This window comes from Martinezella rhizogenes (genome assembly GCF_007002745.1).
In the GTDB taxonomy this organism is placed as follows: domain Bacteria; phylum Pseudomonadota; class Alphaproteobacteria; order Rhizobiales; family Rhizobiaceae; genus Agrobacterium; species Agrobacterium cucumeris.
Genome location: NZ_SGNY01000003.1, coordinates 595,541 through 616,348 on the forward strand (window position 1 = coordinate 595,541; position 20,808 = coordinate 616,348).

20 protein-coding genes are annotated in these 20,808 nt (G+C 60.5%); 15 read left to right on the forward strand and 5 right to left on the reverse strand.

The window, feature by feature from the left end:
• Window positions 1-12: 12 nt before the first annotated feature.
• Window positions 13-1,644, forward strand: a complete 1,632-nt coding sequence (locus tag EXN68_RS13050; protein ID WP_161991322.1) for a Ppx/GppA phosphatase family protein — start codon at window positions 13-15, stop codon at window positions 1,642-1,644.
• Entirely contained in the window at window positions 1,641-2,381 is a 741-nt protein-coding gene (locus EXN68_RS13055) for an RlmE family RNA methyltransferase (protein WP_142841202.1), read from the forward strand. The genes EXN68_RS13050 and EXN68_RS13055 overlap by 4 nt, the downstream gene beginning before the upstream one ends.
• On the opposite strand, the gene EXN68_RS13060 is transcribed toward EXN68_RS13055, so the two are convergent.
• The gene (locus EXN68_RS13060) at window positions 2,382-3,779 is read right to left on the reverse strand and encodes an MDR family MFS transporter (RefSeq protein ID WP_142841204.1); all 1,398 of its coding nucleotides are present in this window, start codon (window positions 3,777-3,779) and stop codon (window positions 2,382-2,384) included.
• 209 nt (window positions 3,780-3,988) lie between these two features.
• On the opposite strand from EXN68_RS13060, the gene EXN68_RS13065 reads away from it, so the two are divergent.
• The 5 genes from EXN68_RS13065 to EXN68_RS13090 all read left to right on the forward strand — a co-directional run bounded on the left by EXN68_RS13065 (window position 3,989) and on the right by EXN68_RS13090 (window position 9,470).
• On the forward strand, window positions 3,989-4,990 hold the full coding sequence (locus EXN68_RS13065; protein WP_161991333.1) for an MBL fold metallo-hydrolase: 1,002 nt from the start codon (window positions 3,989-3,991) through the stop codon (window positions 4,988-4,990).
• Between the two features lie 284 nt (window positions 4,991-5,274).
• A complete protein-coding gene (gene guaB / locus EXN68_RS13075; protein WP_142841206.1) occupies window positions 5,275-6,780 on the forward strand; it encodes an IMP dehydrogenase in 1,506 nt (501 codons plus the stop codon).
• 113 nt (window positions 6,781-6,893) lie between these two features.
• Complete coding sequence (locus EXN68_RS13080) at window positions 6,894-7,295, forward strand: MAPEG family protein (protein ID WP_161991334.1); 402 nt, start codon at window positions 6,894-6,896, stop codon at window positions 7,293-7,295.
• A 149-nt stretch (window positions 7,296-7,444) separates the two neighbouring features.
• A complete protein-coding gene (adhP, locus tag EXN68_RS13085; RefSeq protein ID WP_110755438.1) occupies window positions 7,445-8,473 on the forward strand; it encodes an alcohol dehydrogenase AdhP in 1,029 nt (342 codons plus the stop codon).
• Window positions 8,474-8,594: 121 nt separating this feature from the next.
• Window positions 8,595-9,470, forward strand: coding sequence for a dienelactone hydrolase family protein (locus EXN68_RS13090; protein WP_142841210.1), 876 nt, complete (start codon window positions 8,595-8,597; stop codon window positions 9,468-9,470).
• A 246-nt stretch (window positions 9,471-9,716) separates the two neighbouring features.
• Here EXN68_RS13090 and moaB read toward each other — a convergent pair whose 3' ends face one another.
• From moaB to EXN68_RS13115, 4 genes are all read right to left on the reverse strand, one after another.
• Window positions 9,717-10,262, reverse strand: coding sequence for a molybdenum cofactor biosynthesis protein B (moaB, locus tag EXN68_RS13100; protein WP_142841212.1), 546 nt, complete (start codon window positions 10,260-10,262; stop codon window positions 9,717-9,719).
• Between the two features lie 10 nt (window positions 10,263-10,272).
• A complete protein-coding gene (locus EXN68_RS13105) occupies window positions 10,273-11,157 on the reverse strand; it encodes a 4-(cytidine 5'-diphospho)-2-C-methyl-D-erythritol kinase (protein WP_142841214.1) in 885 nt (294 codons plus the stop codon).
• A gap of 6 nt (window positions 11,158-11,163) precedes the next feature.
• Window positions 11,164-13,059: a tetratricopeptide repeat protein gene (locus tag EXN68_RS13110; protein ID WP_161991323.1), complete on the reverse strand. Its 1,896-nt coding sequence runs from the start codon at window positions 13,057-13,059 to the stop codon at window positions 11,164-11,166.
• A gap of 142 nt (window positions 13,060-13,201) precedes the next feature.
• Entirely contained in the window at window positions 13,202-14,218 is a 1,017-nt protein-coding gene (locus EXN68_RS13115) for a polyprenyl synthetase family protein (protein WP_035219036.1), read from the reverse strand.
• Window positions 14,219-14,329: 111 nt separating this feature from the next.
• Here EXN68_RS13115 and EXN68_RS13120 point away from each other — a divergent pair, with 111 nt between their 5' ends.
• The 8 genes from EXN68_RS13120 (at window position 14,330) to EXN68_RS13155 (ending at window position 20,798) form a co-directional block, all read left to right on the forward strand.
• Entirely contained in the window at window positions 14,330-14,560 is a 231-nt protein-coding gene (locus tag EXN68_RS13120) for a putative signal transducing protein (RefSeq protein WP_142841218.1), read from the forward strand.
• Window positions 14,561-14,566: 6 nt separating this feature from the next.
• Window positions 14,567-15,367 (forward strand): tRNA1(Val) (adenine(37)-N6)-methyltransferase, encoded by an 801-nt coding sequence (locus EXN68_RS13125; protein ID WP_142841220.1) that lies wholly within the window; start codon window positions 14,567-14,569, stop codon window positions 15,365-15,367.
• A gap of 89 nt (window positions 15,368-15,456) precedes the next feature.
• Entirely contained in the window at window positions 15,457-16,323 is an 867-nt protein-coding gene (locus EXN68_RS13130) for a S49 family peptidase (protein WP_161991324.1), read from the forward strand.
• Window positions 16,324-16,343: 20 nt separating this feature from the next.
• On the forward strand, window positions 16,344-16,538 hold the full coding sequence (locus EXN68_RS13135) for an NfeD family protein (protein ID WP_046800646.1): 195 nt from the start codon (window positions 16,344-16,346) through the stop codon (window positions 16,536-16,538).
• A gap of 208 nt (window positions 16,539-16,746) precedes the next feature.
• Window positions 16,747-17,727, forward strand: a complete 981-nt coding sequence (locus EXN68_RS13140; protein ID WP_142841222.1) for an acyltransferase family protein — start codon at window positions 16,747-16,749, stop codon at window positions 17,725-17,727.
• Window positions 17,728-17,840: 113 nt separating this feature from the next.
• The gene (locus EXN68_RS13145; protein ID WP_035218800.1) at window positions 17,841-18,803 is read left to right on the forward strand and encodes a glycine--tRNA ligase subunit alpha; all 963 of its coding nucleotides are present in this window, start codon (window positions 17,841-17,843) and stop codon (window positions 18,801-18,803) included.
• Between the two features lie 78 nt (window positions 18,804-18,881).
• The gene (locus EXN68_RS13150) at window positions 18,882-19,433 is read left to right on the forward strand and encodes a LemA family protein (protein WP_006313108.1); all 552 of its coding nucleotides are present in this window, start codon (window positions 18,882-18,884) and stop codon (window positions 19,431-19,433) included.
• Window positions 19,434-19,520: 87 nt separating this feature from the next.
• Window positions 19,521-20,798, forward strand: a complete 1,278-nt coding sequence (locus EXN68_RS13155; RefSeq protein WP_142841224.1) for a 3-phosphoshikimate 1-carboxyvinyltransferase — start codon at window positions 19,521-19,523, stop codon at window positions 20,796-20,798.
• Window positions 20,799-20,808: the final 10 nt, after the last annotated feature.

Consider the following 20,808-nt stretch of genomic DNA (forward strand, 5'->3'; position numbering starts at 1 on the left):
CAACGAAACCTTATGAAAGCCAGCAGCATAGCGTCTTCGCTTGTGCGCGGCGAAATGGACAAGACAGTGATCGACCCCGGAAACGGCCCAAAGCCGTCGGACCAAGGGGCATCGGTGGCGAACAAAGGGAAAGCGAAGCGATCCCGTCGTGGCAAGAAACACAAGCGTGACGGGAAGCCCCGTGACGCCGCTGTGCTGTCGCATGATGTTGCCGCGGATGTTCCGGCCGGTTCTCCCTACGTGTCGGCTCTCGAGCCGGATGCCGAACCGCGCAAGAGAAAGCGCCGGCGGCGTTCTCGCGGCAAAGGCACGTCCTCCCAGCAGAGTGTGCCTGCATCTGGTGAGCAGGCGCAGGCTCCAATTGTAACGGACGCCACCAATCCATCCTCAGCACCGCCCGGTGGTGTTCGCAAGTCGCGCAACCGCAAGCGGGCTCATCGCGATCCGCGTGGTCGTGATCCGCAGGGCCGCCCGCTGGTTCCTTCCCAGGCACCGAGACATATCGGCAAGCAGAACGGGCGCGCCAACGGGGCTTCCCAGGAGCCGCACCGCCAGCAACTGGATTCCGCACGTCAGGCGGGCCGCCAGCACGAGCATGGCCAGGACACGCCGGCGGATATGTATGCGGCGCTCGATCTCGGCACCAATAATTGCCGCCTGCTGATCGCGCAGCCCACACGTCCCGGCCAGTTCCGGGTCGTTGATGCCTTTTCACGCATCGTCCGGCTGGGCGAGGGGCTGGTATCCAGCGGCCGGCTTTCCGATGACGCGATGGATCGCGCCGTCGAGGCTCTGAAGGTCTGCTCGGCGAAACTTTCCGGCCGCCCGATAAGGCGCATGCGGTTGATCGCCACCGAAGCCTGCCGTGCCGCCTCCAATGGCGAGGAGTTTTTGGCGCGTGTTACGCGGGAAACGGGGCTGAAACTTGAAATCATCAGCCGCGAGACGGAAGCCCGGCTTGCGGTTTCTGGCTGCGCATCGCTTGTCGGGCGGGAAGCGCGCTCCGTTGTGCTGTTCGATATTGGCGGCGGATCTTCGGAAATCGCCGTCATCAAGGTCGGTGAAAACCGCTCGAACCGGCTTGCCAACCACATCACCCACTGGACCTCGCTGCCGGTCGGCGTCGTCACGCTCTCGGAACGCCACGGCGGCCGTGATGTGACGCCCGATGTCTTTGCCGCCATGGTGCGGGAGGTCGAAGGGCTGCTGGATGCGTTCCATTGCCCGCCACTGGCGCCGCATTTGCATCACGAGGATTTCCACCTGATCGGAACATCCGGCACGGTGACGACGCTTGCGGGTGTCCATCTCGATCTGCCGCGCTATGATCGCCGCAAGGTGGATGGCCTCTGGCTGTCCGACGCCGAGGTGACCGCGATGCAGGATAAGTTGCTCGCATGGGATTTCGCCGGTCGCGCCGCCAATGCCTGCATCGGTCCTGACAGGGCCGATCTGGTTCTGGCGGGTTGCGCCATTCTTGAGGCCATTCGCCGCCGCTGGCCGTCACGCCGCATGCGGGTGGCAGATCGTGGCCTGCGCGAAGGGCTTTTGACGGATATGATGGCGGATGACGGCGCATGGCGGCGTAACCGCATAAGGCGCATGCAGATGGTACGGCAGGACAGAACGGAAGGTTTGACATGAGCAAGGCGCCGACAAGCACCAATCGTACCGGCCGAAAGATCGGCCAGAAGGTCAAGAAGACCAAGCTCAAGGCCTCGTCGCGCCGCTGGCTGGAGCGTCATATCAATGACCCCTATGTGCAGCGTGCGAAGCTTGAAGGTTATCGCGCCCGCGCCGCCTTCAAGCTTTTGGAAATCAACGACAAGCATCAGATTCTGAAGGGTGCGACCCGCATCATCGACCTTGGCGCCGCACCCGGAAGCTGGTCGCAGATCGCCTCCAAGGTGACCGATTCCACCGAGGACGATATTCGCGTCGCAGCCATCGATTTCCTCGAAATCGATCCTATCCCCGGCGTGAAGATCCTGCAGCTCGACTTCCTCGACCCGACCGCACCGGACCAGCTGATGGAAGCTGTCGGCGGCACGCCCGATCTTGTCTTGTCGGATATGGCGGCACCAACCACGGGCCACCAGAAGACCGACCACATCCGCACCATGCATCTGTGCGAAGTCGCAGCCGATTTCGCCGTTCAGGTGTTGGCGGAAGGCGGCCATTTCCTGGCAAAGACCTTCCAGGGCGGCACGGAAAAGGCGCTGCTGGACATGCTGAAGAAGAACTTCAAGCAGGTCCTGCACATCAAGCCTGCCTCGTCACGCTCGGAATCGGTCGAGATGTTCCTGCTTGCCAAGCACTTCAAGGGCCGCAAGAACGAGCCCGCTGTCGATGCGGACGCACAAGAGGCTGCCGAAGACTGATCACTCCGCCGGTTGCGAAACCTTGCCGCGGTGGCCGGAGACGGCCGCGCCTGCCTGTGCGTCCATGCGGATGATCGGCACGACGGCGAACAGCGACACCAGCGCCACGATGGTGAAGGCGATGTGGAAATCGGCAAGTTGCAGATGCGTGCCGGACATCATGCTGCTGACTTCCAGAATGGAGGCGGCGAAAGCCACGCCCAGCGCCAGGCTGATCTGTTGCAGCACCGAAGCCATTGAAGTTGCTTGGCTGGCCTGGCTGTCCTCGATATCGGAATAGCTGAGCGCGTTCGATCCGGTGAAGAAGAACGACCGGGCAAATCCTGCGGTGACCAGAAAGATCATGATCAGCGGGTAGGGCGTATCAGGCGTGAAGAAGCTGTTGGCAAGCGTCGTGCAGGCGCCGACAATGCCGGCCCCGATCAGCGTTGACTTGAACCCGGTTGCCGCAAACACCCGCTTGGCCATGAATTTCGTGGTGATCGCGCCAATCGCGCCGGCAAAGGTGATCATGCCCGACTGGAACGGGTTGAGCCCGAAGCCGATCTGCAACATCAGCGGCATCAGGAAGGGAATGGCGCCAGTTGAAATGCGGAAGATTGTGCCGCCGACGGAGGCCGCCCGGAACGTCGCATTCTGGAAAATGCGAAAATCCAGAATGGGGGCGGGATGGCGCGCGGCGTGGCGCATGTAAAGAAATCCGCAGATGAAACCGATGATCGTCGAGGCGATACCGATGCTCGGCGGCAGGGCCGGAAGGCTGACCACCGACACACCGAACACCACGCCCGAGGCGGCGATGCCTGACAGCACGAACCCCTTGCCGTCCATCGGTGGCGGGTTGGTGGTCTCGATTTCCGGCAGGAAGATGGTCGAGAGCCAGATGCCGATGATGCCGATCGGCACGTTGATCAGGAAAATCCAGTGCCATGAAAAATAGGTGGTGATGAAGCCGCCAATCGGTGGGCCGGTGAGCGGCCCGACAAGCCCCGGTATCGTCAGCAACGCCATGGCGGAAACGAGTTCACTACGCTTGGTCGTGCGCAGCAGCACGAGGCGCCCGACAGGCGTCATCATCGCCCCGCCCATGCCCTGCAGGAACCGCGAGACGACGAATTCGAACACCGAAGACGAAACCGCGCAACAGATTGACCCGACGACAAAAACGCCGATGGCGAAACGGAAGATTTTCTTCGCGCCGTATTTGTCGGCCATCCAGCCGCTGATGGGAATGAAGATCGCCAGCGCCACCATATAGGCCGTCAGCGCCAGCTTGAGCGTGATCGGTCCGACATTGAGATCTTTCGCAATCGCCGGAAGCGAGGTGGCGATGACGGTGGAGTCCATCTGCTCCATAAAGAGAGCGACTGCCAGGATGAGGGGGATGATGCGGTTCATGGGGCTGCCTGCGGCTTTCCGCTGCGACAAAGGTGTCGCTTGTTCCTCCTACGCCTGATGGGGCCGCTTGCCAACATGTTAATTGTCTATTTCTAACGCTCCGATCAAACCTGCGTGAGGCCGGTTTTCTTGAAACTTTCTCGCTCTATTGTCCGTTGGGTGAGTTCAGTTGGTGATAACGGCCAGTTGGCGAAATCGGAGACAAGATGATGACCCAATCCTTGAGCATGAGCAGACGCGGCCTCATCGGTGCGGCCGGCGCAACCGTCCTCGGCGCGCCGCTGTTGATGGCGCGCACCGCAACGGCCCAGACCAATCAGCCACAGACCTCCATGGAGATAAAACACGCCATGCCGCCGGAAACCAACCGCTTCAAGCTCGGCAATTTCGAGGTGCTCGTCGTGAAGGACGGCGCGCGCGCCGCACCCAATCCGGGCGAGACGTTCGGCACCGACCAGTCGGCAGAGACGGTCGGCAAATTGCTGGAAGACAATTTTCTGCCTAAAGAGCAATTCGTCAATTCCTTCTCGCCGGTTCTCGTCAATACCGGCTCAGACCTCGTGCTGTTCGACACGGGCTTCGGCGAGGTCGGCCGTGGCGCCGGCAATGGCCGCCTGATTGAAGGCATGGCGGCGGCCGGTTACACACCGGAAGACGTGACCGTGGTGGTGCTGACCCACATGCATGGCGACCACATCGGCGGGCTGATGGAAAAGGGCGCGCCGGCCTTTTCAAAGGCGCGTTACGTGGTCGGCCAGGCGGAATATGATTTCTGGACGGATGAGAAGCGGGTCGGAACACCTGCCGAGGGTGGGCACAAGGGCGTTGTCGCCAACGTCAAGCCGCTGGCGGAAAAGACAACCTTCATCGGTGACGGCGACAATGTGGTGTCCGGCATCACCGGCATTGCGGCCTTCGGCCATTCGCCGGGGCACATGATATTCCGTGTCGAATCGGAAGGCAGGCCGCTGATCCTGACGGCGGATACCGCCAACCACTTCGTCCTGTCGCTGCAAAGGCCGGACTGGGAGGTGAAGTTCGACATGGACAAGGCAGCGGCCGCTGCAACCCGCAAGAAGGTCTATGACATGATCGCCACTGACCGGTTGCCTTTCCTCGGCTATCACATGCCTTTCCCGTCCGTTGGCTATGCGGAAAAGCTGGATACGGGTTATCGTTTCGTGCCGAAATCCTACCAGTTCGACATCTAATGCATGTCGCGCAAAAGTGTTAAGCGGTTTTGCGATAATGACATGCATAAAAACAAGCAGTTAAAGCGCTTCTTGTGGAGCAGGGATCCACACGACGCGCTTTAATATCTGCTGCAATGCAGCAACAGAGAAAGCCCGGAAGGTTATTCCGGGTTTTTTCTATTCCCTTCCTGTCATGAACGTGTTACCAGCCCTCGCCAACTTCCAAGCAATCCTTGCAGGGCGCCGGGGTGAACTTTTCGTTCCGGGACGGCCACGCATTTTCAGTATGAAGGAATTTGGTCATGGCACGCATCATTCAAACACCCACTGGTTTGGACGCTCTCACATTTGACGATGTGTTGCTGCAGCCCGGGCATTCCGAAGTCATGCCGGGGCAGACGAATATCGCCACCCGCATCGCCCGTGATATCGATCTCAACCTGCCAATCCTGTCTTCCGCCATGGATACGGTCACCGAAGGCCGTCTCGCCATCGCCATGGCCCAGGCCGGCGGCATCGGCGTCATCCATCGCAACCTGACCCCCATCGAACAGGCAGAAGAAGTCCGGCAGGTGAAGAAGTTCGAAAGCGGCATGGTCGTCAACCCGGTCACGATCGGCCCGGATGCGACGCTTGCCGAAGCACAGGCCTTGATGAAGGCGCACGGCATTTCCGGCATTCCGGTGGTTGAAAACGGCGGTGCCGGCGGCCACAAGAACGGCCGCCTCGTCGGCATTCTGACCAACCGCGACGTGCGGTTTGCCTCCGATCCGCAGCAGAAAATCTATGAGCTGATGACCCGCGAAAACCTGGTCACGGTCAAGGAAAGCAGCGTCGATCAGCAGGAAGCGCGCCGGCTCCTGCACAAGCACCGCATCGAAAAGCTGTTGGTTGTAGACCCCAAGGGCAATTGCGTCGGCCTCATCACCGTCAAGGATATCGAGAAGTCGCAGCTGAACCCCAACGCCACCAAGGATGCGCAGGGCCGCCTTCGCGCCGCCGCCGCCATCAGCGTTGGTGCCGATGCCATCGAGCGCGCCGAGCGCCTCATCGATGCCGGCGTCGACCTTCTGGTCGTTGACACAGCACATGGCCATTCGCAGCGCGTGCTGGATGCCGTCTCGCAGGTCAAGAAGATGTCGAACTCGGTTCGCATCATCGCCGGCAACGTCGCGACCGCCGATGGCACCAAGGCGCTGATCGATGCCGGTGCTGACGCCGTCAAGGTCGGTATCGGCCCCGGTTCCATCTGCACGACGCGCATCGTCGCTGGCGTCGGCGTGCCGCAGCTGGCGGCCGTCATGGCTTCGGTGGAAGCGGCCAACGCTGCCGATATTCCCGTCATCGCCGATGGCGGCATCAAGTTCTCGGGCGATCTGGCCAAGGCCATCGCCGCCGGCGCTTCCGCCGTCATGATCGGCTCACTGCTCGCCGGCACGGATGAAAGCCCGGGCGAAGTGTTCCTCTATCAGGGCCGTTCCTTCAAGGCCTATCGCGGCATGGGCTCCGTTGGCGCCATGGCCCGCGGTTCGGCTGATCGTTATTTCCAGGCGGAAGTGCGCGATACGCTGAAGCTCGTGCCTGAAGGCATCGAAGGTCAGGTGCCCTACAAGGGGCCGGTCTCCGGCGTTCTGCACCAGCTGGCCGGTGGCCTCAAGGCCGCCATGGGTTATGTCGGCGGCAGCAACATCAAGGAATTCCAGGAACGCGCCACCTTCGTGCGCATTTCCAGCGCGGGCCTGCGTGAAAGCCACGCCCATGACGTGACGATCACCCGCGAAAGCCCGAACTATCCCGGCGCGGTTTGATCTTTCGAACCGAATCCGTAAAAGATAGACTGAGTATTTGGCGCTCCCCGATTCCAGCCGGATCGGGGGGCGTTTTCACGATTGGGAGAGAAAGCATGTCACCAACGACCGCAATGTTCTGGCCGATGATCGCCCATGTCTTTCTCGTTTTCTGGCTCTATGGCCTGCTGATCGTTCGGCGTAACAAATACACCTTCAAGGATCGCGAATCGGCGATCAAGCTGCGCGACCGGGGCGAAGAGGCGCGCGAGAGCTATCTGGTGAACCGCAATATCGCCAACCAGTTCGAACTGCCTGTCCTGTTCCACATCGCCTGCCTGCTGCTTTACATCACCGATGCGGACAATATCGTCACCATCGTGCTGGCCTGGCTGTTCGTGCTTTCGCGCTACGCCCATTCCTATGTTCATGTCACCAGCAACCGCCTGCGTCAGCGCGGAGCATTGTTCGGTATCGGCTTTGCGCTTGTGGTCTGCCTGTGGGGCTGGCTCGCCATCTGGTTGGCTCTGGAATGAAACAGCATCGTCAGGTTGCTCCATAAGTGAGACAGTCGACGCCTCCAAAATAAGCCGATTTGCGATGGGTCAATTCCATGACGCCCCATCCCCGCTAATCTCTGCCCGCCGTCGAGGATTTCAGGCGAGCAGAGATTGAGGAGTATGTCATGGCAAAAACAATGAAGGCAGCCGTCGTCCGCGCGTTTGGGAAACCGCTGACCATCGAGGAAGTGGCGATACCGGATCCCGGCCCCGGTGAGATTCTCATCAACTACAAGGCGACGGGCGTTTGCCACACCGACCTGCACGCCGCAACGGGCGATTGGCCGGTCAAACCCAACCCGCCCTTCATTCCCGGCCATGAAGGTGCCGGTTATGTCGCAAAAATCGGCGCTGGCGTCACCGGCATCAAGGAAGGTGACCGCGCCGGCACGCCCTGGCTCTACACCGCCTGCGGCTGCTGCATCCCCTGCCGCACCGGCTGGGAAACCTTGTGCCCGAGCCAGAAGAACTCCGGTTATTCCGTTAATGGCAGCTTTGCCGAATATGGCCTTGCCGATCCGAAATTTGTCGGCCGCCTGCCGGATAATCTCGATTTTGGCCCGGCCGCACCCGTGCTTTGCGCCGGCGTCACCGTTTATAAGGGTCTGAAGGAAACCGAAGTCAGGCCCGGTGAATGGGTGGTCATTTCAGGCATTGGCGGCCTTGGTCACATGGCCGTGCAATATGCCAAGGCCATGGGCATGCATGTCGTTGCCGCTGATATTTTCGATGACAAGCTGGCGCTTGCGAAAAAACTCGGAGCCGATGTCACCGTCAACGGCCGTGCGCCTGACGCGGTGGAGCAGGTGCAGAAGGCAACCGGTGGTGTCCACGGCGCGCTGGTGACGGCGGTTTCGCCGAAGGCCATGGAGCAGGCTTATGGCTTCCTGCGCTCCAAGGGCACCATGGCGCTTGTCGGCCTGCCGCCGGGCTTCATCTCCATTCCGGTGTTCGACACGGTGTTGAAGCGCATCACGGTGCGTGGCTCCATTGTCGGCACACGCCAGGATCTGGAGGAGGCGCTGACCTTCGCCGGTGAAGGCAAGGTGGCCGCCCACTTCTCCTGGGACAAGCTGGAAAATATCAACGATATCTTCCATCGCATGGAAGAGGGCAAGATCGACGGCCGTATCGTCGTGGACCTCGCCGCCTGAAGCAAATGGCAGGGCCTGCGGCGCTCACGCAAAAGTGTGGCGCCGCCGCCGCCCGCTGCGTTCCCCGCAGGGCGATCTGCGTTATCCTGCCCGTCACATCCGCGTTCAAGGAGGACAGGCGATGGACAAGCCCAAGATTACGCAGGCCATGATCGACGCTTACGATGAATACACCCATCTCAGCCTCGACCGCCGCAAATTCATGGAAAAGCTCACCTTGCTCGCCGGCTCGGGCGCGGCTGCGGCGGCCATAGCACCGCTCCTTTCAGCCAACAGCGCCCACGCCGCCATCGTCGCACCTGACGATGCGGGGATCGTCGCGGAGGACGTGACCTATCCCGCTCCGGGTGGTGAGATGAAGGGTTATCTCGTCACGCCGAAATCGGTATCGGGGCCGATCGGCTCCGTCATCGTCATCCACGAGAACCGAGGCCTGAACGACCATATCCGCGATGTGGCAAGGCGTGTAGCGCTTGCCGGTTTCCGGGCGCTGGCCGTCGATTTCCTCTCGCCGCAGGGCGGCACGCCCCCGGATGAGGAGAAGGCGCGGCAGATGTTCAGCGGCCTGGATATGGACGCGACCGTCGCCAATGCCGAAGCGGGCCGGGTCTGGCTTGCGGCAAGGCAGGGGGCCAACGGCAAGGTCGGCGCGGTCGGCTTCTGCTGGGGCGGCGGGCTGGTCAACCGTTTCGCCACCAAATCGGCCGGCCTCAATGCCGGCGTCGCCTATTACGGCCAGCAGGCCCCGGCGGCCGACGTGCCAGCCATCAAGGCGCCCTTGCTTTTGCAATATGCGGGTCTCGATGAACGTATCAATGCCGGTATCGATGCCTATAAGAAGGCACTGGAGGAAAACGGCAAGACCTTTGAGATTTTCGTCTATGACGGCGTCAACCATGCCTTCAACAACGATACGTCCTCGGCGCGATATGATAAGGCGGCCGCCGATCTCGCCTGGGGGCGGACGGTGGAGTTTTTCAAGAAATATCTGGCGTGATTGGGTTTTTGGCGGCGCCGGATGTTGGTCATTATCAAGGGCGCGTGGGGCTTTACCCCCTCTGACCTGCCGGGCATCTCCCCTCAAGGGGGGAGATCGGCAGGAGGGGCTACCGCCACTTCACTCTCAACGTTGAGATTGTCTAGACCTAGCCGCGAGTCGATCTCCCCCCTTGAGGGGGAGATGCCCGGCAGGGCAGAGGGTGGTGAAGCCCCACGCACCTTTGGTCCAATCTCAGGGGATGCTCTAAACCCCACCACCCCCACGCTTCAAATGTTCATCCAGCCTCGGCATGATTTCCACGAAATTGCAGGGCAGGTGGCGATAATCGAGCTGGGCTTTCAGAATGCCGTCCCAGGCATCCTTGCAGGCACCCGGTGAGCCGGGCAGCACGAAAATAAAGGTGGCGTTCGCCACGCCGCCGGTTGCGCGTGACTGGATGGTGGCGGTGCCGATCTTGTCATAGGAAATGCGATGGAAAAGCGCGGAAAAACCGTCCATGCGCTTTTCGAACAGCGGTTCCAGCGCCTCGGGCGTCACGTCGCGGCCGGTAAAGCCGGTGCCGCCGGTGGTGATCACCACGTCTACGCCGGTGGCAAGCGTCCAGTCCCGCACCGTGTTGAAAATGGCTTGCCGGTCATCCGGCACGATGGCGCGGGCGGCGAGGCGGTGTCCCGCTTCCTCAAGCCTTGCAACGAGGGTATCGCCGGATTTGTCATTCTCCAGCGTGCGGCTGTCCGACACGGTCAAAACCGCAATGCCGAGGGGAATGAATGGTCTTTCGCCTGCCATGACCTAATCCTCAAATGGTTCTAGTCGCCTGAAGATACCAGCCGGGGCGTTTCTTCCGAAGCGATGTTTCCGCCTTGCAGGCGGCATCGAAGGAATGGAAAACCCCAAAGCAGGTCGCACCCGAACCGGACATGCGGACAAGCGCGGCACCTTCCTGTGACAGCATGCCGATGATCTCGCCGATCTCCGGCAGCAATGTCTGCGCGGGCGGTTGCAGATCGTTGCGGCTTTGCGCCAGAAAATCCACCCAGCCAATTGTCGCATGTGCCGGCAGGCGGGGATTGGTTTTGTTTTGCAGGCGTCGGAATATATCCGGTGTCGCGACGGCTTTCAGCGGATTGGCGAGAACCAGAAACAGGCAGGGCAGATCGGAGACCGGTTCGATCTCCTCGCCAATGCCGCGTGCGATGAGGGGCCGGCTTTCAAGGCACATGGGCACATCCGCGCCGAGTGTGAGCGCGAGCGATGCCAGCCTTTCCGGCTCAATCGTAACCTGCCAGTGTCGCAACAACGCCCGCAGCGTCGCCGCCGCATCGGCCGAACCGCCGCCGATGCCGGAGGCGACCGGAAGGTTCTTCTCGAGGTGAATGGCAACCGGACGGCCTGACTGACCCGTGGCCGCAAGCGCATCACGCAGCCTGTCCCGGGCGCGGGTGACGAGATTATCGCCGCCATCGTCCGTGCGCAGGAGATCGCCAAAAGGGCCGGAGATCGAGAGGGTGTCGGTATCGGCGTCACGAATGCGAATGGTGTCGCCGGCCTCGGTGAATGTCACCAGCGTTTCGAGCAGATGGTAACCATCCGCCCGCTGGCCGGTCACATGCAGTGCCAGATTGATTTTTGCCGGGGCCGCCTCGATGGTCTCGGCCGCCCCGGAAACCTCATGCACACGCATGCGGCATCAGGATTTCTTGTCCGGGGCAGGCACAGGAGCCGGTGCCGGAGGAGCCGGCGGTTGCGGCGCGACGTCCTTCTTGGCGGTATTTTCGGCATCCTTTTCGAGAGGCGGCAGGCCGTTGGCGATCTTTTCCTTCACCTTGGCCTTGTCCACGTCATCGCTGTCGCCGATCAACGCACGGTTCCACTGGTAGACCGCTTCGATCTTGCGGCCCACGCGCCAATAGGCGTCGCCAAGATGGTCGTTGATGGTCGGATCGCCGGCCTTGAGTTCGATTGCCCGCTCCAGTTCGGTCACCGCGTCATCAAAAGCGCCGAGACGATAATGCGCCCAGCCAAGCGAATCGACGATATAACCGTCATTCGGGCGAAGCTCGACGGCGCGGCTGATCATCTTCATGCCTTCGTCGAGATTGATGCCCTTATCCACCCACGAATAACCGAGATAGTTCAGCACCTGCGGCTGTTCCGGGTTCAGTTCCAGCGCCCGCTTGAAATTCGGTTCGGCCTTGTCCCATTCCTTCAGGCGCTCATAGGCGATACCGCGCTGGAAGAACACCGACCAGTCGGATTTCTGCGGCACGGCACCGATCACCTCGATGGCCTTGTCGTAGTTTTCGGCCATGGCCTTGTAGTCCTTGGCGTCCGAAAGCACGCTGCCATAAGCGAGGTAGGAGCGAACGTCCTTCGGGTCGGATTCGAGCAGGGATTTGAGGTGCTGGCGCGCCTCATCCACCTTGCCGGTCTGCGCCAGCGTCAGTCCGAGCTGCAGCTCGGAGATGCGATACATTGGCGAATCCTTCGGCACATCGCGGTAAAACACGATGGCGCGTTCAGGCTGCTTCATGGCTTCAGCAAGCCCGCCGAGAAGAATAAGCGTATCGGGGCTTTTCTGATCGAGCGCGCGTGATGTCTGCAGATAAAGCGTGACGATTTCCTCGGCGCCTTCACGGTTCAATGCCCCGGCAATCGAGAACATGACACTGGCGGCGCCTTCCACCGCATTGGTGATCTGCTGTTCCGGCTTCTCACCCTTTTCGATTGCTTCGCGAAGCGCTTTCAACGGCGCGTAATTCGGCGCGAAAGTATCGCCGACCGCAATCGCGTCCAGCGCCTTCTGCCTGTTGCCGGCGGAAGCCTCGAGGCGTGCCAGCGCCATCACCGCGCGCATATAGGTATCGGACGCCGTTGCGCCGCCTTCGCGATCCGTCACCGCTTCGTTGAGGCTCTTGCGGGCCGCATCGATATTGCCGCTGACAAGGGCGATGGCCGCCGCATTGTATTTCTGGAAGATCGAAATCCAGCCCGGGCCCTTCATGTTGTTGACAAGCGCCAAAGCTTCCTTCGGCTTGCCGGAACCGGCACGCGCCCATGCGGTCAAAAGCGTGTTGACCATGCGGTCAAGATCGTTCGGGCCGGTATATTTCAGGATTTTCTCGGCCTTGGTGAATTCCTTGTCCTTGATGGCGTCAAGGCCACGCACGATGGTCGTCACCCGCTCGACGGACGTATCGTCCTTCATCGAATCGGCGATCTTGGCGCCAGCCTCGAAGTTGCCGCTCAGAAGTTCGGCGATCATCAGCCGCTGGCGGATTTCCGAATTGGCCGGATCGAATTCCAGCGCCTTCTTGTAGAGCGAAATCGCGGTGGGATAGTCCTGATCGACATCGGCATTGCGCCCGGCAAGGAAAGCGCCGGAGAAGGTGTTCACCTTGGCCGGATCGAACGTAACGGCCTTCTCTTCCGTTTTCGCCTTTGTCTCCGCAAGGCCGGGGCTTGCGCCCGCGCCGATTGCGAGAGCAGCGGCAAGAGCCGCGCTGCAGAGAAGACGGAGTGCTGGTTTACGCCGCATGAGGGAACCTTTGCCTTTGTGCGAATGCACGGAAAAATCAGTTTCCATTGTTTGGTCACGATAGAATGGCTTTTTTGAAGCAACCCCGCAAGAAATTATGGCCCGGCCACAATCGCGCCTTGCGAAAAATCCGACCCGAAACATCGGGCGGACGGTCCTGTCCATCCGCCGTTTGCGTGGGCCTTTAGCCTCAGTTCAGACGCTCGATGCAGAAGTCGATCACTTCCAGAAGCGCATTTTTCCACGGGCTCTGTGGCAGCGGCGCCAGCGCATCGCGGGCAATGGTGCCATAATGTGTGGCGCGGCCGATCGTATCGCCAAGACCATTATATTTGGTGATCAGGCCAAGCGCCTTTTCGAGGTTTTCATCGCTGCTTTCGCCCTTTTCGATGGCGTTTCGCCAGAAGGCGCGCTCGTCCTGCGTGCCGCGACGATAGGAAAGGATGACCGGCAGCGTAATCTTGCCTTCGCGGAAATCGTCGCCGGTATTCTTGCCGAGATCGGCGGACTTGCCGCCATAATCGAGGACGTCATCGACGAGCTGGAAGGCGAGGCCGAGATTCATGCCGTAGGATTTGAGCGCGCTGCGGGTTGCCTTGTCGGTCTTGGCGACAATCGGGCCGACTTCCGCCGCAGCCGCAAACAGGGCCGCCGTCTTGGCGCGAATCACCTGCAGATAATCGTCTTCGGTGGTTTCCATGTTCTTGGCGACCGAAAGCTGCAGCACCTCGCCCTCGGCGATGACCGAAGCGGCCGTGGACAGCACATCGAGGGCGTCGAGCGAGCCGACATCCACCATCATGCGGAAGGCCTGGCCGAGCAGGAAGTCGCCGACGAGAACGCTTGCCTGGTTGCCCCAGATGGTGCGGGCGGTGGATTTGCCGCGGCGCAGGTCGCTTTCATCCACCACATCGTCATGCAAAAGCGTCGCCGTGTGCATGAATTCCACGCTGGTGGCGAGCTTGATGTGGTGATCACCCTCGTAACCGAACATCGAGGCCGAAGCGAGCGTCAGCATCGGCCGCAGGCGCTTGCCGCCGGATGAGATCAGATGGTTGGCCACCTCGGGTATCATCTGGACATCGGAACCCGCCTTGGAGAGGATAAGCTGGTTCACCCGTTCCATGTCGGGGCGGGTCAGGTCGACAAGCGGCTTGACGGATGCGAGTTTGTTTTTGCTTTCTTCAAGCGGTATGACGACGCCCAAGGGACAGGACTCCTGTTCGAATTTGAATTCGACAATAAAAACTGGCGCCTTGCGCGGCAAGGGGCGAATTGCCGCTAGCCATTCAAAAAGATGGGAATTTAGGGCTTATCCATGCGTGAACTGATCCGTACCAACGATGCCGTGCTGCTCTCCTTCGCTGAAAGCCTGATGAAGGACGCCGGCATCCACTGCCTTGTTGCCGATCAGGCGATGAGCATTCTGGAAGGTTCGCTCGGTCTTTTGCCCCGAAGGTTCCTTGTGGAAGAGGATCGTGCCGATGAGGGCCGACGCATCCTCATCGATGCCGGGCTGGGGGACGAGTTGCGGGGCGAAGAGGCTTAAGGCGACGTGGGCGACGATATTTCCGAAACGATTGACGCCTTTCACCGGGGCCGGTTTCACATCCTTCAGCCGAAGGGCAGGGGGCACCGCGCCGGCATGGACGCCATGCTTCTGGCCTCGCTGGTGGCGGATGACCGCCCCTGCCGGATAGCCGATCTCGGTGCGGGTGCAGGTGCGGCGGGTTTTGCGGTTGCCGCCCGGCTGGAGACAGCCGAGGTAACGCTTTACGAACGCTCGCCGGAAATGGCGGATTTTGCCCGCCGCAGCCTGTTGCTACCGGAAAACGCTGCTTTTTCCGCTCGGGTAAGCGTGCGCGAGGCCGACGTGACCCTGCGGGCGAAAGCGCGTGTCGAGGCAGGATTGCCCGATGACTATTTTCACCATGTCATCATGAACCCGCCCTATAATGATGCGGGCGACCGCCGCACGCCGGATGCTCTGAAGGCCGAAGCCCATGCCATGACGGAGGGCCTGTTCGAGGACTGGATCAGAACCGCAGGGGCGATCATGGTTTCGGGCGGGCAGCTGTCGCTGATTGCACGGCCGCAATCGGTGGCGGACGTCATTGCCGCCTGCGGCAGCCGCTTCGGCGGCATGGAGATTACCCTCATCCATCCACGTCCTGGCGAGGACGCGGTGCGCATGCTGGTTACGGCCATCAAAGGCTCGCGGGCGAAGCTGTCATTCCGCTCGCCGCTCATCATGCATGAGGCCGACAGCCACGCCTTTACCCCATTCGTGGACAACCTGAACAATGGCCGCATCGCCTATCGCCGTAATGTAAAAGCAATCAGAGCCGGCTTATAAATATCGCCGTTCCGCCGGCCGCACCATTGTGTTTTCCCGGGCGATACATACATGCCTGACGAACAGGCAAATGCTGCGAGGATTGAGTTGTGGGTTTTTTGAAGTATCTGGTACCGAAACGTTTTCGCAAAAAAGAACTCGTCATCCCTGTCGTGCGCATGCATGGCGCGATCATGGCGGGCGGCAGCCAGTTTCGTCCTGCGCTTAATCTAGCCTCCTATGCGCCGCTGCTTGAAAAGGCCTTCGCCATCAAGGACGCGCCGGCCGTCGCCATTTCGCTCAACTCTCCCGGCGGCTCGCCGGTACAGGCGCGGATGATCTATAATCGCATCCGCCAGCTTGCCGAGGAAAACGAAAAGAAAGTCCTGATCTTCGTGGAGGATGTGGCGGCCTCCGGTGGCTACATGATCGCGCTTGCCGGTGATGAGATCATTGCCGACCCCACCTCCATAGTCGGCTCGATCGGCGTCGTCTCCGGCGGTTTCGGTTTTCCGGAGATGCTGCGGAAGATCGGCGTGGAGCGTCGCGTCTACACGGCCGGCGAAAACAAGGTCATCCTCGATCCCTTCCAGCCGGAAAAGGAAGGCGATATCGATTACCTGAAGTCGCTTCAGGTCGAAATCCACAATGTTTTCATCGATATGGTGAAGATGCGCCGCGGCGCGAAGCTGATCGACGATGAGACGATCTTCTCCGGCCTGTTCTGGACCGGCATGCGTGGCCTCGATATCGGCCTGATCGACGGGCTGGGCGACATGCGCGAGGTGTTGCGCCGCCGTTACGGCGAAAAGATAAAGCTTCAGCTCGTCAGCGGCGGGCGCACCCTGTTCGGCAAAAAGGTGCCGGGCGTGAATGCGGCACTCGGCCTGAATGGCGAAAGGCTCGCTGCAGGCGCAGTCTCGGGACTTGCGGAGGTTGCCGAAGAAAAGGCATTGTGGTCGCGTTTCGGTCTTTGATATCGCGGGAATAGGGCCTTATGGCGCAGCTGATTACAATCATCCTTCTGGTGGTGGGATCCATCATCCTTTACCGCCGCTTTGTGCGCGACGCGCAAAAGCTATCCGCAAAATCGAAACAGCGCGAAAAGGAACGCGAGACCGGCGCCATCGGCACGCTGATCAAGGACCCCGAGACGGGCGAATATCGCGTCAAACGCGAGGATGATGCGTAACCGCGGGCACGAAGCGAGGCGTTTCGCCGGCATTGGGTGGTAAGTCACAAGTTAACCCAAAAAGCAGCTTGTTCAGATATACCCCAATTTCTGCAAGTATTTTTGCCGGATTTATGCAACTACTGGTCCCCGATATTTGAGATCGATCTGCAGCGCTTCGCCCAAGGCCGGCTGAAGCCGCGCACGAGCTTGCTGGACGGGGTATTTTTTGCAGAAAGTTCATTCCATTCAGTTTTTGCGAGCAGTCGCAGCGCTGGCAGTCATGTTTTTCCACATTGCCGGCACGCCTTTCACGATCGGCGCAGCCGGAGTGGATGTTTTCTTCGTTATATCCGGATTTGTCATGGGGCTGGTCGCTGACAAGTCGCCACCCGGCAAGTTCCTGCGCCATCGTCTCTTCCGTATCGTGCCGCTTTACTGGGCCATCACATTCGTCATGTGCCTTGGCGCACTGGCCGGGGTGTTTTCCACCTTCACCTTCACGATGGAACATCTCTGGAAATCACTGCTCTTTGTCCCCTATGTCAACGCTGCGGGCCAGGTGACGCCGCTGGTGCTGGTGGGCTGGACGCTGAATATGGAGATATTCTTCTATCTTGTATTCGCGCTGGGTCTTGCATTGCGCGCGCCGATCGCCGTAACCGTCGTCATCCTGTCGGCAATGGTGGCCGTGGGGCAGCTGGCGGACTGGCAATCGCCATTCATGCAGATTTGGGCATCGCCCCTGCTGCTGGAATTCCTCGCCGGGCTTATCCTGTCTCGGATTGCCTTTGCGAGCATGCGCAGTGGTATCGCCGCTCTCGCCCTGTCTTTTGTCGGGTTTGCTTTTGCGGCGGGTATCGGTGAGCAATTTGGTCTTTTGCGTATCGTGAGCTGGGGCCTGCCTGCCTTTCTGCTCGTCGCGGGTTGTGTCTGGATCGAAAGAGCCGGTGGCTGGCCTGAAGCGTGGCTGAAGCCTTTCGAAATTGTCGGCGACGCCTCCTATGCGCTTTATCTCCTGCACGGGCTGGTCATTTCGATCGTCCTGAAGGTCATAGCACCGGGCTTTGCGGCGAGCATCGTGATCGTTGTTGTTGCGCTGGCTGTGTCTATTGCGGCGCATATTCTGTTTGAAAAGCCTGTCATCAGGCTTTTCAGAAAGTTCGCAGATCGCGGCATCGCAAGTTCACGGGCGGAGGCGGCGGGCTGATCCCCCACTGCTGCGGGTCGCCGTTTCGCATAAAACCTTGACCCTCAGGCCATGCCGTGGCACCAGTCCGCATCCGAAGTAAGTCAGTGCTTACTTGTCCTCCTAACGCCGCGATGACTGCAATGACCGATATTCCAGACCATATGAACCCGAAGCGTTCCTTTCAGGCGCTGATCCTGACGCTGCATAATTACTGGGCCGACAAGGGCTGCGCGGTGTTGCAGCCTTACGATATGGAAGTGGGCGCGGGCACGTTTCATCCGGCGACGACGCTGCGCGCACTCGGACCGAAGCCGTGGAAGGCCGCCTATGTGCAGCCGTCACGCCGCCCTTCCGACGGCCGTTACGGCGAAAACCCCAACCGTTTGCAGCATTATTACCAGTATCAGGTCATTCTGAAGCCCAACCCTTCCAACCTGCAGGAACTCTATCTCGGTTCGCTGAAGGCGATCGGCCTCGATCCCTTGCTGCACGATGTGCGCTTCGTTGAGGACGATTGGGAAAGCCCGACGCTCGGTGCCTGGGGTCTTGGCTGGGAATGCTGGTGCGATGGCATGGAAGTGTCGCAGTTCACTTACTTCCAGCAGGTTTGCGGCATTGAATGCTCGCCGGTCGCCGGCGAACTGACCTATGGTCTGGAGCGTCTGGCCATGTATGTTCAGGGCGTCGACAACGTCTATGACCTGAACTTCAACGGCCGCGAGGGTGAAGAGAAGATTTCTTATGGCGACGTCTTCCTGCAGGCCGAGCAGGAATATTCCCGCCACAACTTCGAATTTGCCGATACGGCCATGCTGCATCGCCATTTCATCGACGCCGAAAAGGAATGCCAGGCGCTTCTCGCCGCCGGTGCGCCCGGTGACAACGACAACCAGCGCCTGCACAAGTGCGTTTTCCCGGCCTATGACCAGTGCATCAAGGCAAGCCACGTCTTCAACCTTCTGGATGCGCGTGGCGTGATCTCGGTTACCGAACGCCAGAGCTATATTCTGCGCGTACGCACGCTGGCGAAAGCTTGCGGCGAAGCCTTCCTGCTGACGGATGCGGGTGGGCTGAACTGGAACAGGGCCGCCTGACGATCTATCTAAGGCGGACAACAGTCTAACGTGCGGATGCCGCTCATGGCGTCCGCGCCTCTTGAGGAGGGGTCGGGAATGTTCATCACGCTGGCAATCATCGCGGCAATCGCGCTTTATGTCGTCTTCATCTATAACGGCCTCGTCAAGGCGCGGCAGATGAAGGAAGAGGCGTGGTCGGGCATTGACGTGCAGCTGAAACGCCGCGCCGATCTCATCCCCAACCTCATCGAGACCGTAAAAGGTTATGCCGCGCATGAAAAAACCACCTTCGAGGAGGTGATCGCCATGCGCAACCGCGCGCAGGCCGTGCCGGCGGGCGATGTCGAGGGTCGTGCACAGGCGGAAGGCCTGTTGTCGCAGGCGCTCGGTAAACTCTTTGCACTCGCCGAAGCCTATCCCGACCTCAAGGCCAACACGAATTTTCTGGAACTGCAGCGCTCGCTTGAAACCATCGAAGGCGAGCTCCAGATGTCGCGCCGTTATTACAATGGTGCCGCGCGCGATCTCAACGTCAAGGTGGAGAGCTTCCCGTCCAATCTGGTCGCCGGCCAGTTCGGTTTTGCCAAGGCACCTTATTTCGAGATCGACAATCCAGCCGATCGCGCTGTGCCGACGGTGAAATTCTGAGGACGCCGTTCCTCTGACGGTTTAAAACCTCCCGCTCAAATTCCGATAATCCGGCTCCGTGCCGCATTCTTTGACAAGACGACGATCATGATCGAACTGACCATCACCCCGCCCGGCCACCCGCTTTCCGGCAAGGTCGAGCCGCCCGGCTCCAAATCCATCACCAACCGCGCGCTTCTGCTCGCCGGCCTCGCCAGGGGCAAAAGCCGCCTGACCGGGGCGCTGAAGAGCGACGACACGCTTTATATGGCCGAAGCCCTGCGCGAGATGGGCGTCAAGGTAACCGAGCCTGATGCGACGACCTTCGTGGTGGAAGGCACGGGCGTTTTGCAACAGCCGGAAAAGCCGCTTTTCCTCGGCAATGCTGGTACCGCCACGCGCTTCCTCACCGCCGCTGCCGCACTTGTCGATGGTGCCGTCATCATCGATGGTGACGAGCACATGCGCAAACGCCCGATCATGCCGCTGGTGGAGGCGCTGCGCTCCCTCGGTGTCGAAGCGGAGGCACCGACCGGCTGCCCGCCCGTCACCGTCTGCGGCAAGGGCACGGGTTTCCCCAAGGGTAGCGTCACCATCGATGCCAACCTTTCCAGCCAATATGTGTCAGCACTTCTGATGGCCGCCGCCTGCGGCGACAAGCCGGTCGATATCATCCTCAAGGGCGAGGAAATCGGCGCGAAAGGTTATATCGACCTCACCACCTCGGCCATGGAGGCTTTCGGCGCCAAGGTGGAGCGGGTCAGCAACGCCATCTGGCGCGTGCATCCGACGGGTTATACCGCGACCGATTTCCACATCGAGCCGGATGCCTCCGCCGCCACCTATCTCTGGGGTGCGGAACTGCTGACCGGCGGCGCGATCGATATCGGCACGCCCGCCGACAAGTTCACCCAGCCGGATGCCAAGGCCTATGAGGTCATGGCAAAGTTTCCGCATCTGCCCGCCGAAATCGACGGTTCGCAGATGCAGGACGCCATTCCCACCATCGCGGTCCTCGCTGCCTTCAACGAAACGCCGGTGCGCTTCGTCGGCATCGCCAACCTGCGCGTCAAGGAATGTGACCGCATCCGCGCCGTCTCGCTCGGGCTCAACGAAATCCGTAGCGGTCTGGCGCATGAGGAAGGCGACGACCTGATCGTGCATTCCGATCCGGCGCTGGCGGGCCAGACGGTGAATGCCTCCATCGATACTTTCGCCGACCACCGCATCGCCATGAGTTTTGCGCTGGCGGCGCTGAAGATCGGCGGCATTGCCATCCAGAACCCTGCCTGCGTGGGCAAGACCTATCCGGCTTACTGGAAAGAGCTCGCCTCGCTCGGCGTCGAGTACACGGAAAAGGAAAGCGCTGCCGAACCGCAGCACTGAATGTATTGAG

Excerpts from the sequence above, each read along its gene's own strand:
- EXN68_RS13050 (WP_161991322.1), top strand. The coding sequence starts at position 13 with ATGAAAGCCAGCAGCATAGCGTCTTCGCTTGTGCGCGGCGAAATGGAC.
- EXN68_RS13055 (WP_142841202.1), top strand. The coding sequence starts at position 1,641 with ATGAGCAAGGCGCCGACAAGCACCAATCGTACCGGCCGAAAGATCGGC.
- EXN68_RS13060 (WP_142841204.1), bottom strand. The coding sequence starts at position 3,779 with ATGAACCGCATCATCCCCCTCATCCTGGCAGTCGCTCTCTTTATGGAG.
- EXN68_RS13065 (WP_161991333.1), top strand. The coding sequence starts at position 3,989 with ATGACCCAATCCTTGAGCATGAGCAGACGCGGCCTCATCGGTGCGGCC.
- guaB (WP_142841206.1), top strand. The coding sequence starts at position 5,275 with ATGGCACGCATCATTCAAACACCCACTGGTTTGGACGCTCTCACATTT.
- EXN68_RS13080 (WP_161991334.1), top strand. The coding sequence starts at position 6,894 with ATGTTCTGGCCGATGATCGCCCATGTCTTTCTCGTTTTCTGGCTCTAT.
- adhP (WP_110755438.1), top strand. The coding sequence starts at position 7,445 with ATGGCAAAAACAATGAAGGCAGCCGTCGTCCGCGCGTTTGGGAAACCG.
- EXN68_RS13090 (WP_142841210.1), top strand. The coding sequence starts at position 8,595 with ATGGACAAGCCCAAGATTACGCAGGCCATGATCGACGCTTACGATGAA.
- moaB (WP_142841212.1), bottom strand. The coding sequence starts at position 10,262 with ATGGCAGGCGAAAGACCATTCATTCCCCTCGGCATTGCGGTTTTGACC.
- EXN68_RS13105 (WP_142841214.1), bottom strand. The coding sequence starts at position 11,157 with ATGCGTGTGCATGAGGTTTCCGGGGCGGCCGAGACCATCGAGGCGGCC.
- EXN68_RS13110 (WP_161991323.1), bottom strand. The coding sequence starts at position 13,059 with ATGGAAACTGATTTTTCCGTGCATTCGCACAAAGGCAAAGGTTCCCTC.
- EXN68_RS13120 (WP_142841218.1), top strand. The coding sequence starts at position 14,330 with ATGCGTGAACTGATCCGTACCAACGATGCCGTGCTGCTCTCCTTCGCT.
- EXN68_RS13135 (WP_046800646.1), top strand. The coding sequence starts at position 16,344 with ATGGCGCAGCTGATTACAATCATCCTTCTGGTGGTGGGATCCATCATC.
- EXN68_RS13145 (WP_035218800.1), top strand. The coding sequence starts at position 17,841 with ATGACTGCAATGACCGATATTCCAGACCATATGAACCCGAAGCGTTCC.
- EXN68_RS13150 (WP_006313108.1), top strand. The coding sequence starts at position 18,882 with ATGTTCATCACGCTGGCAATCATCGCGGCAATCGCGCTTTATGTCGTC.
- EXN68_RS13155 (WP_142841224.1), top strand. The coding sequence starts at position 19,521 with ATGATCGAACTGACCATCACCCCGCCCGGCCACCCGCTTTCCGGCAAG.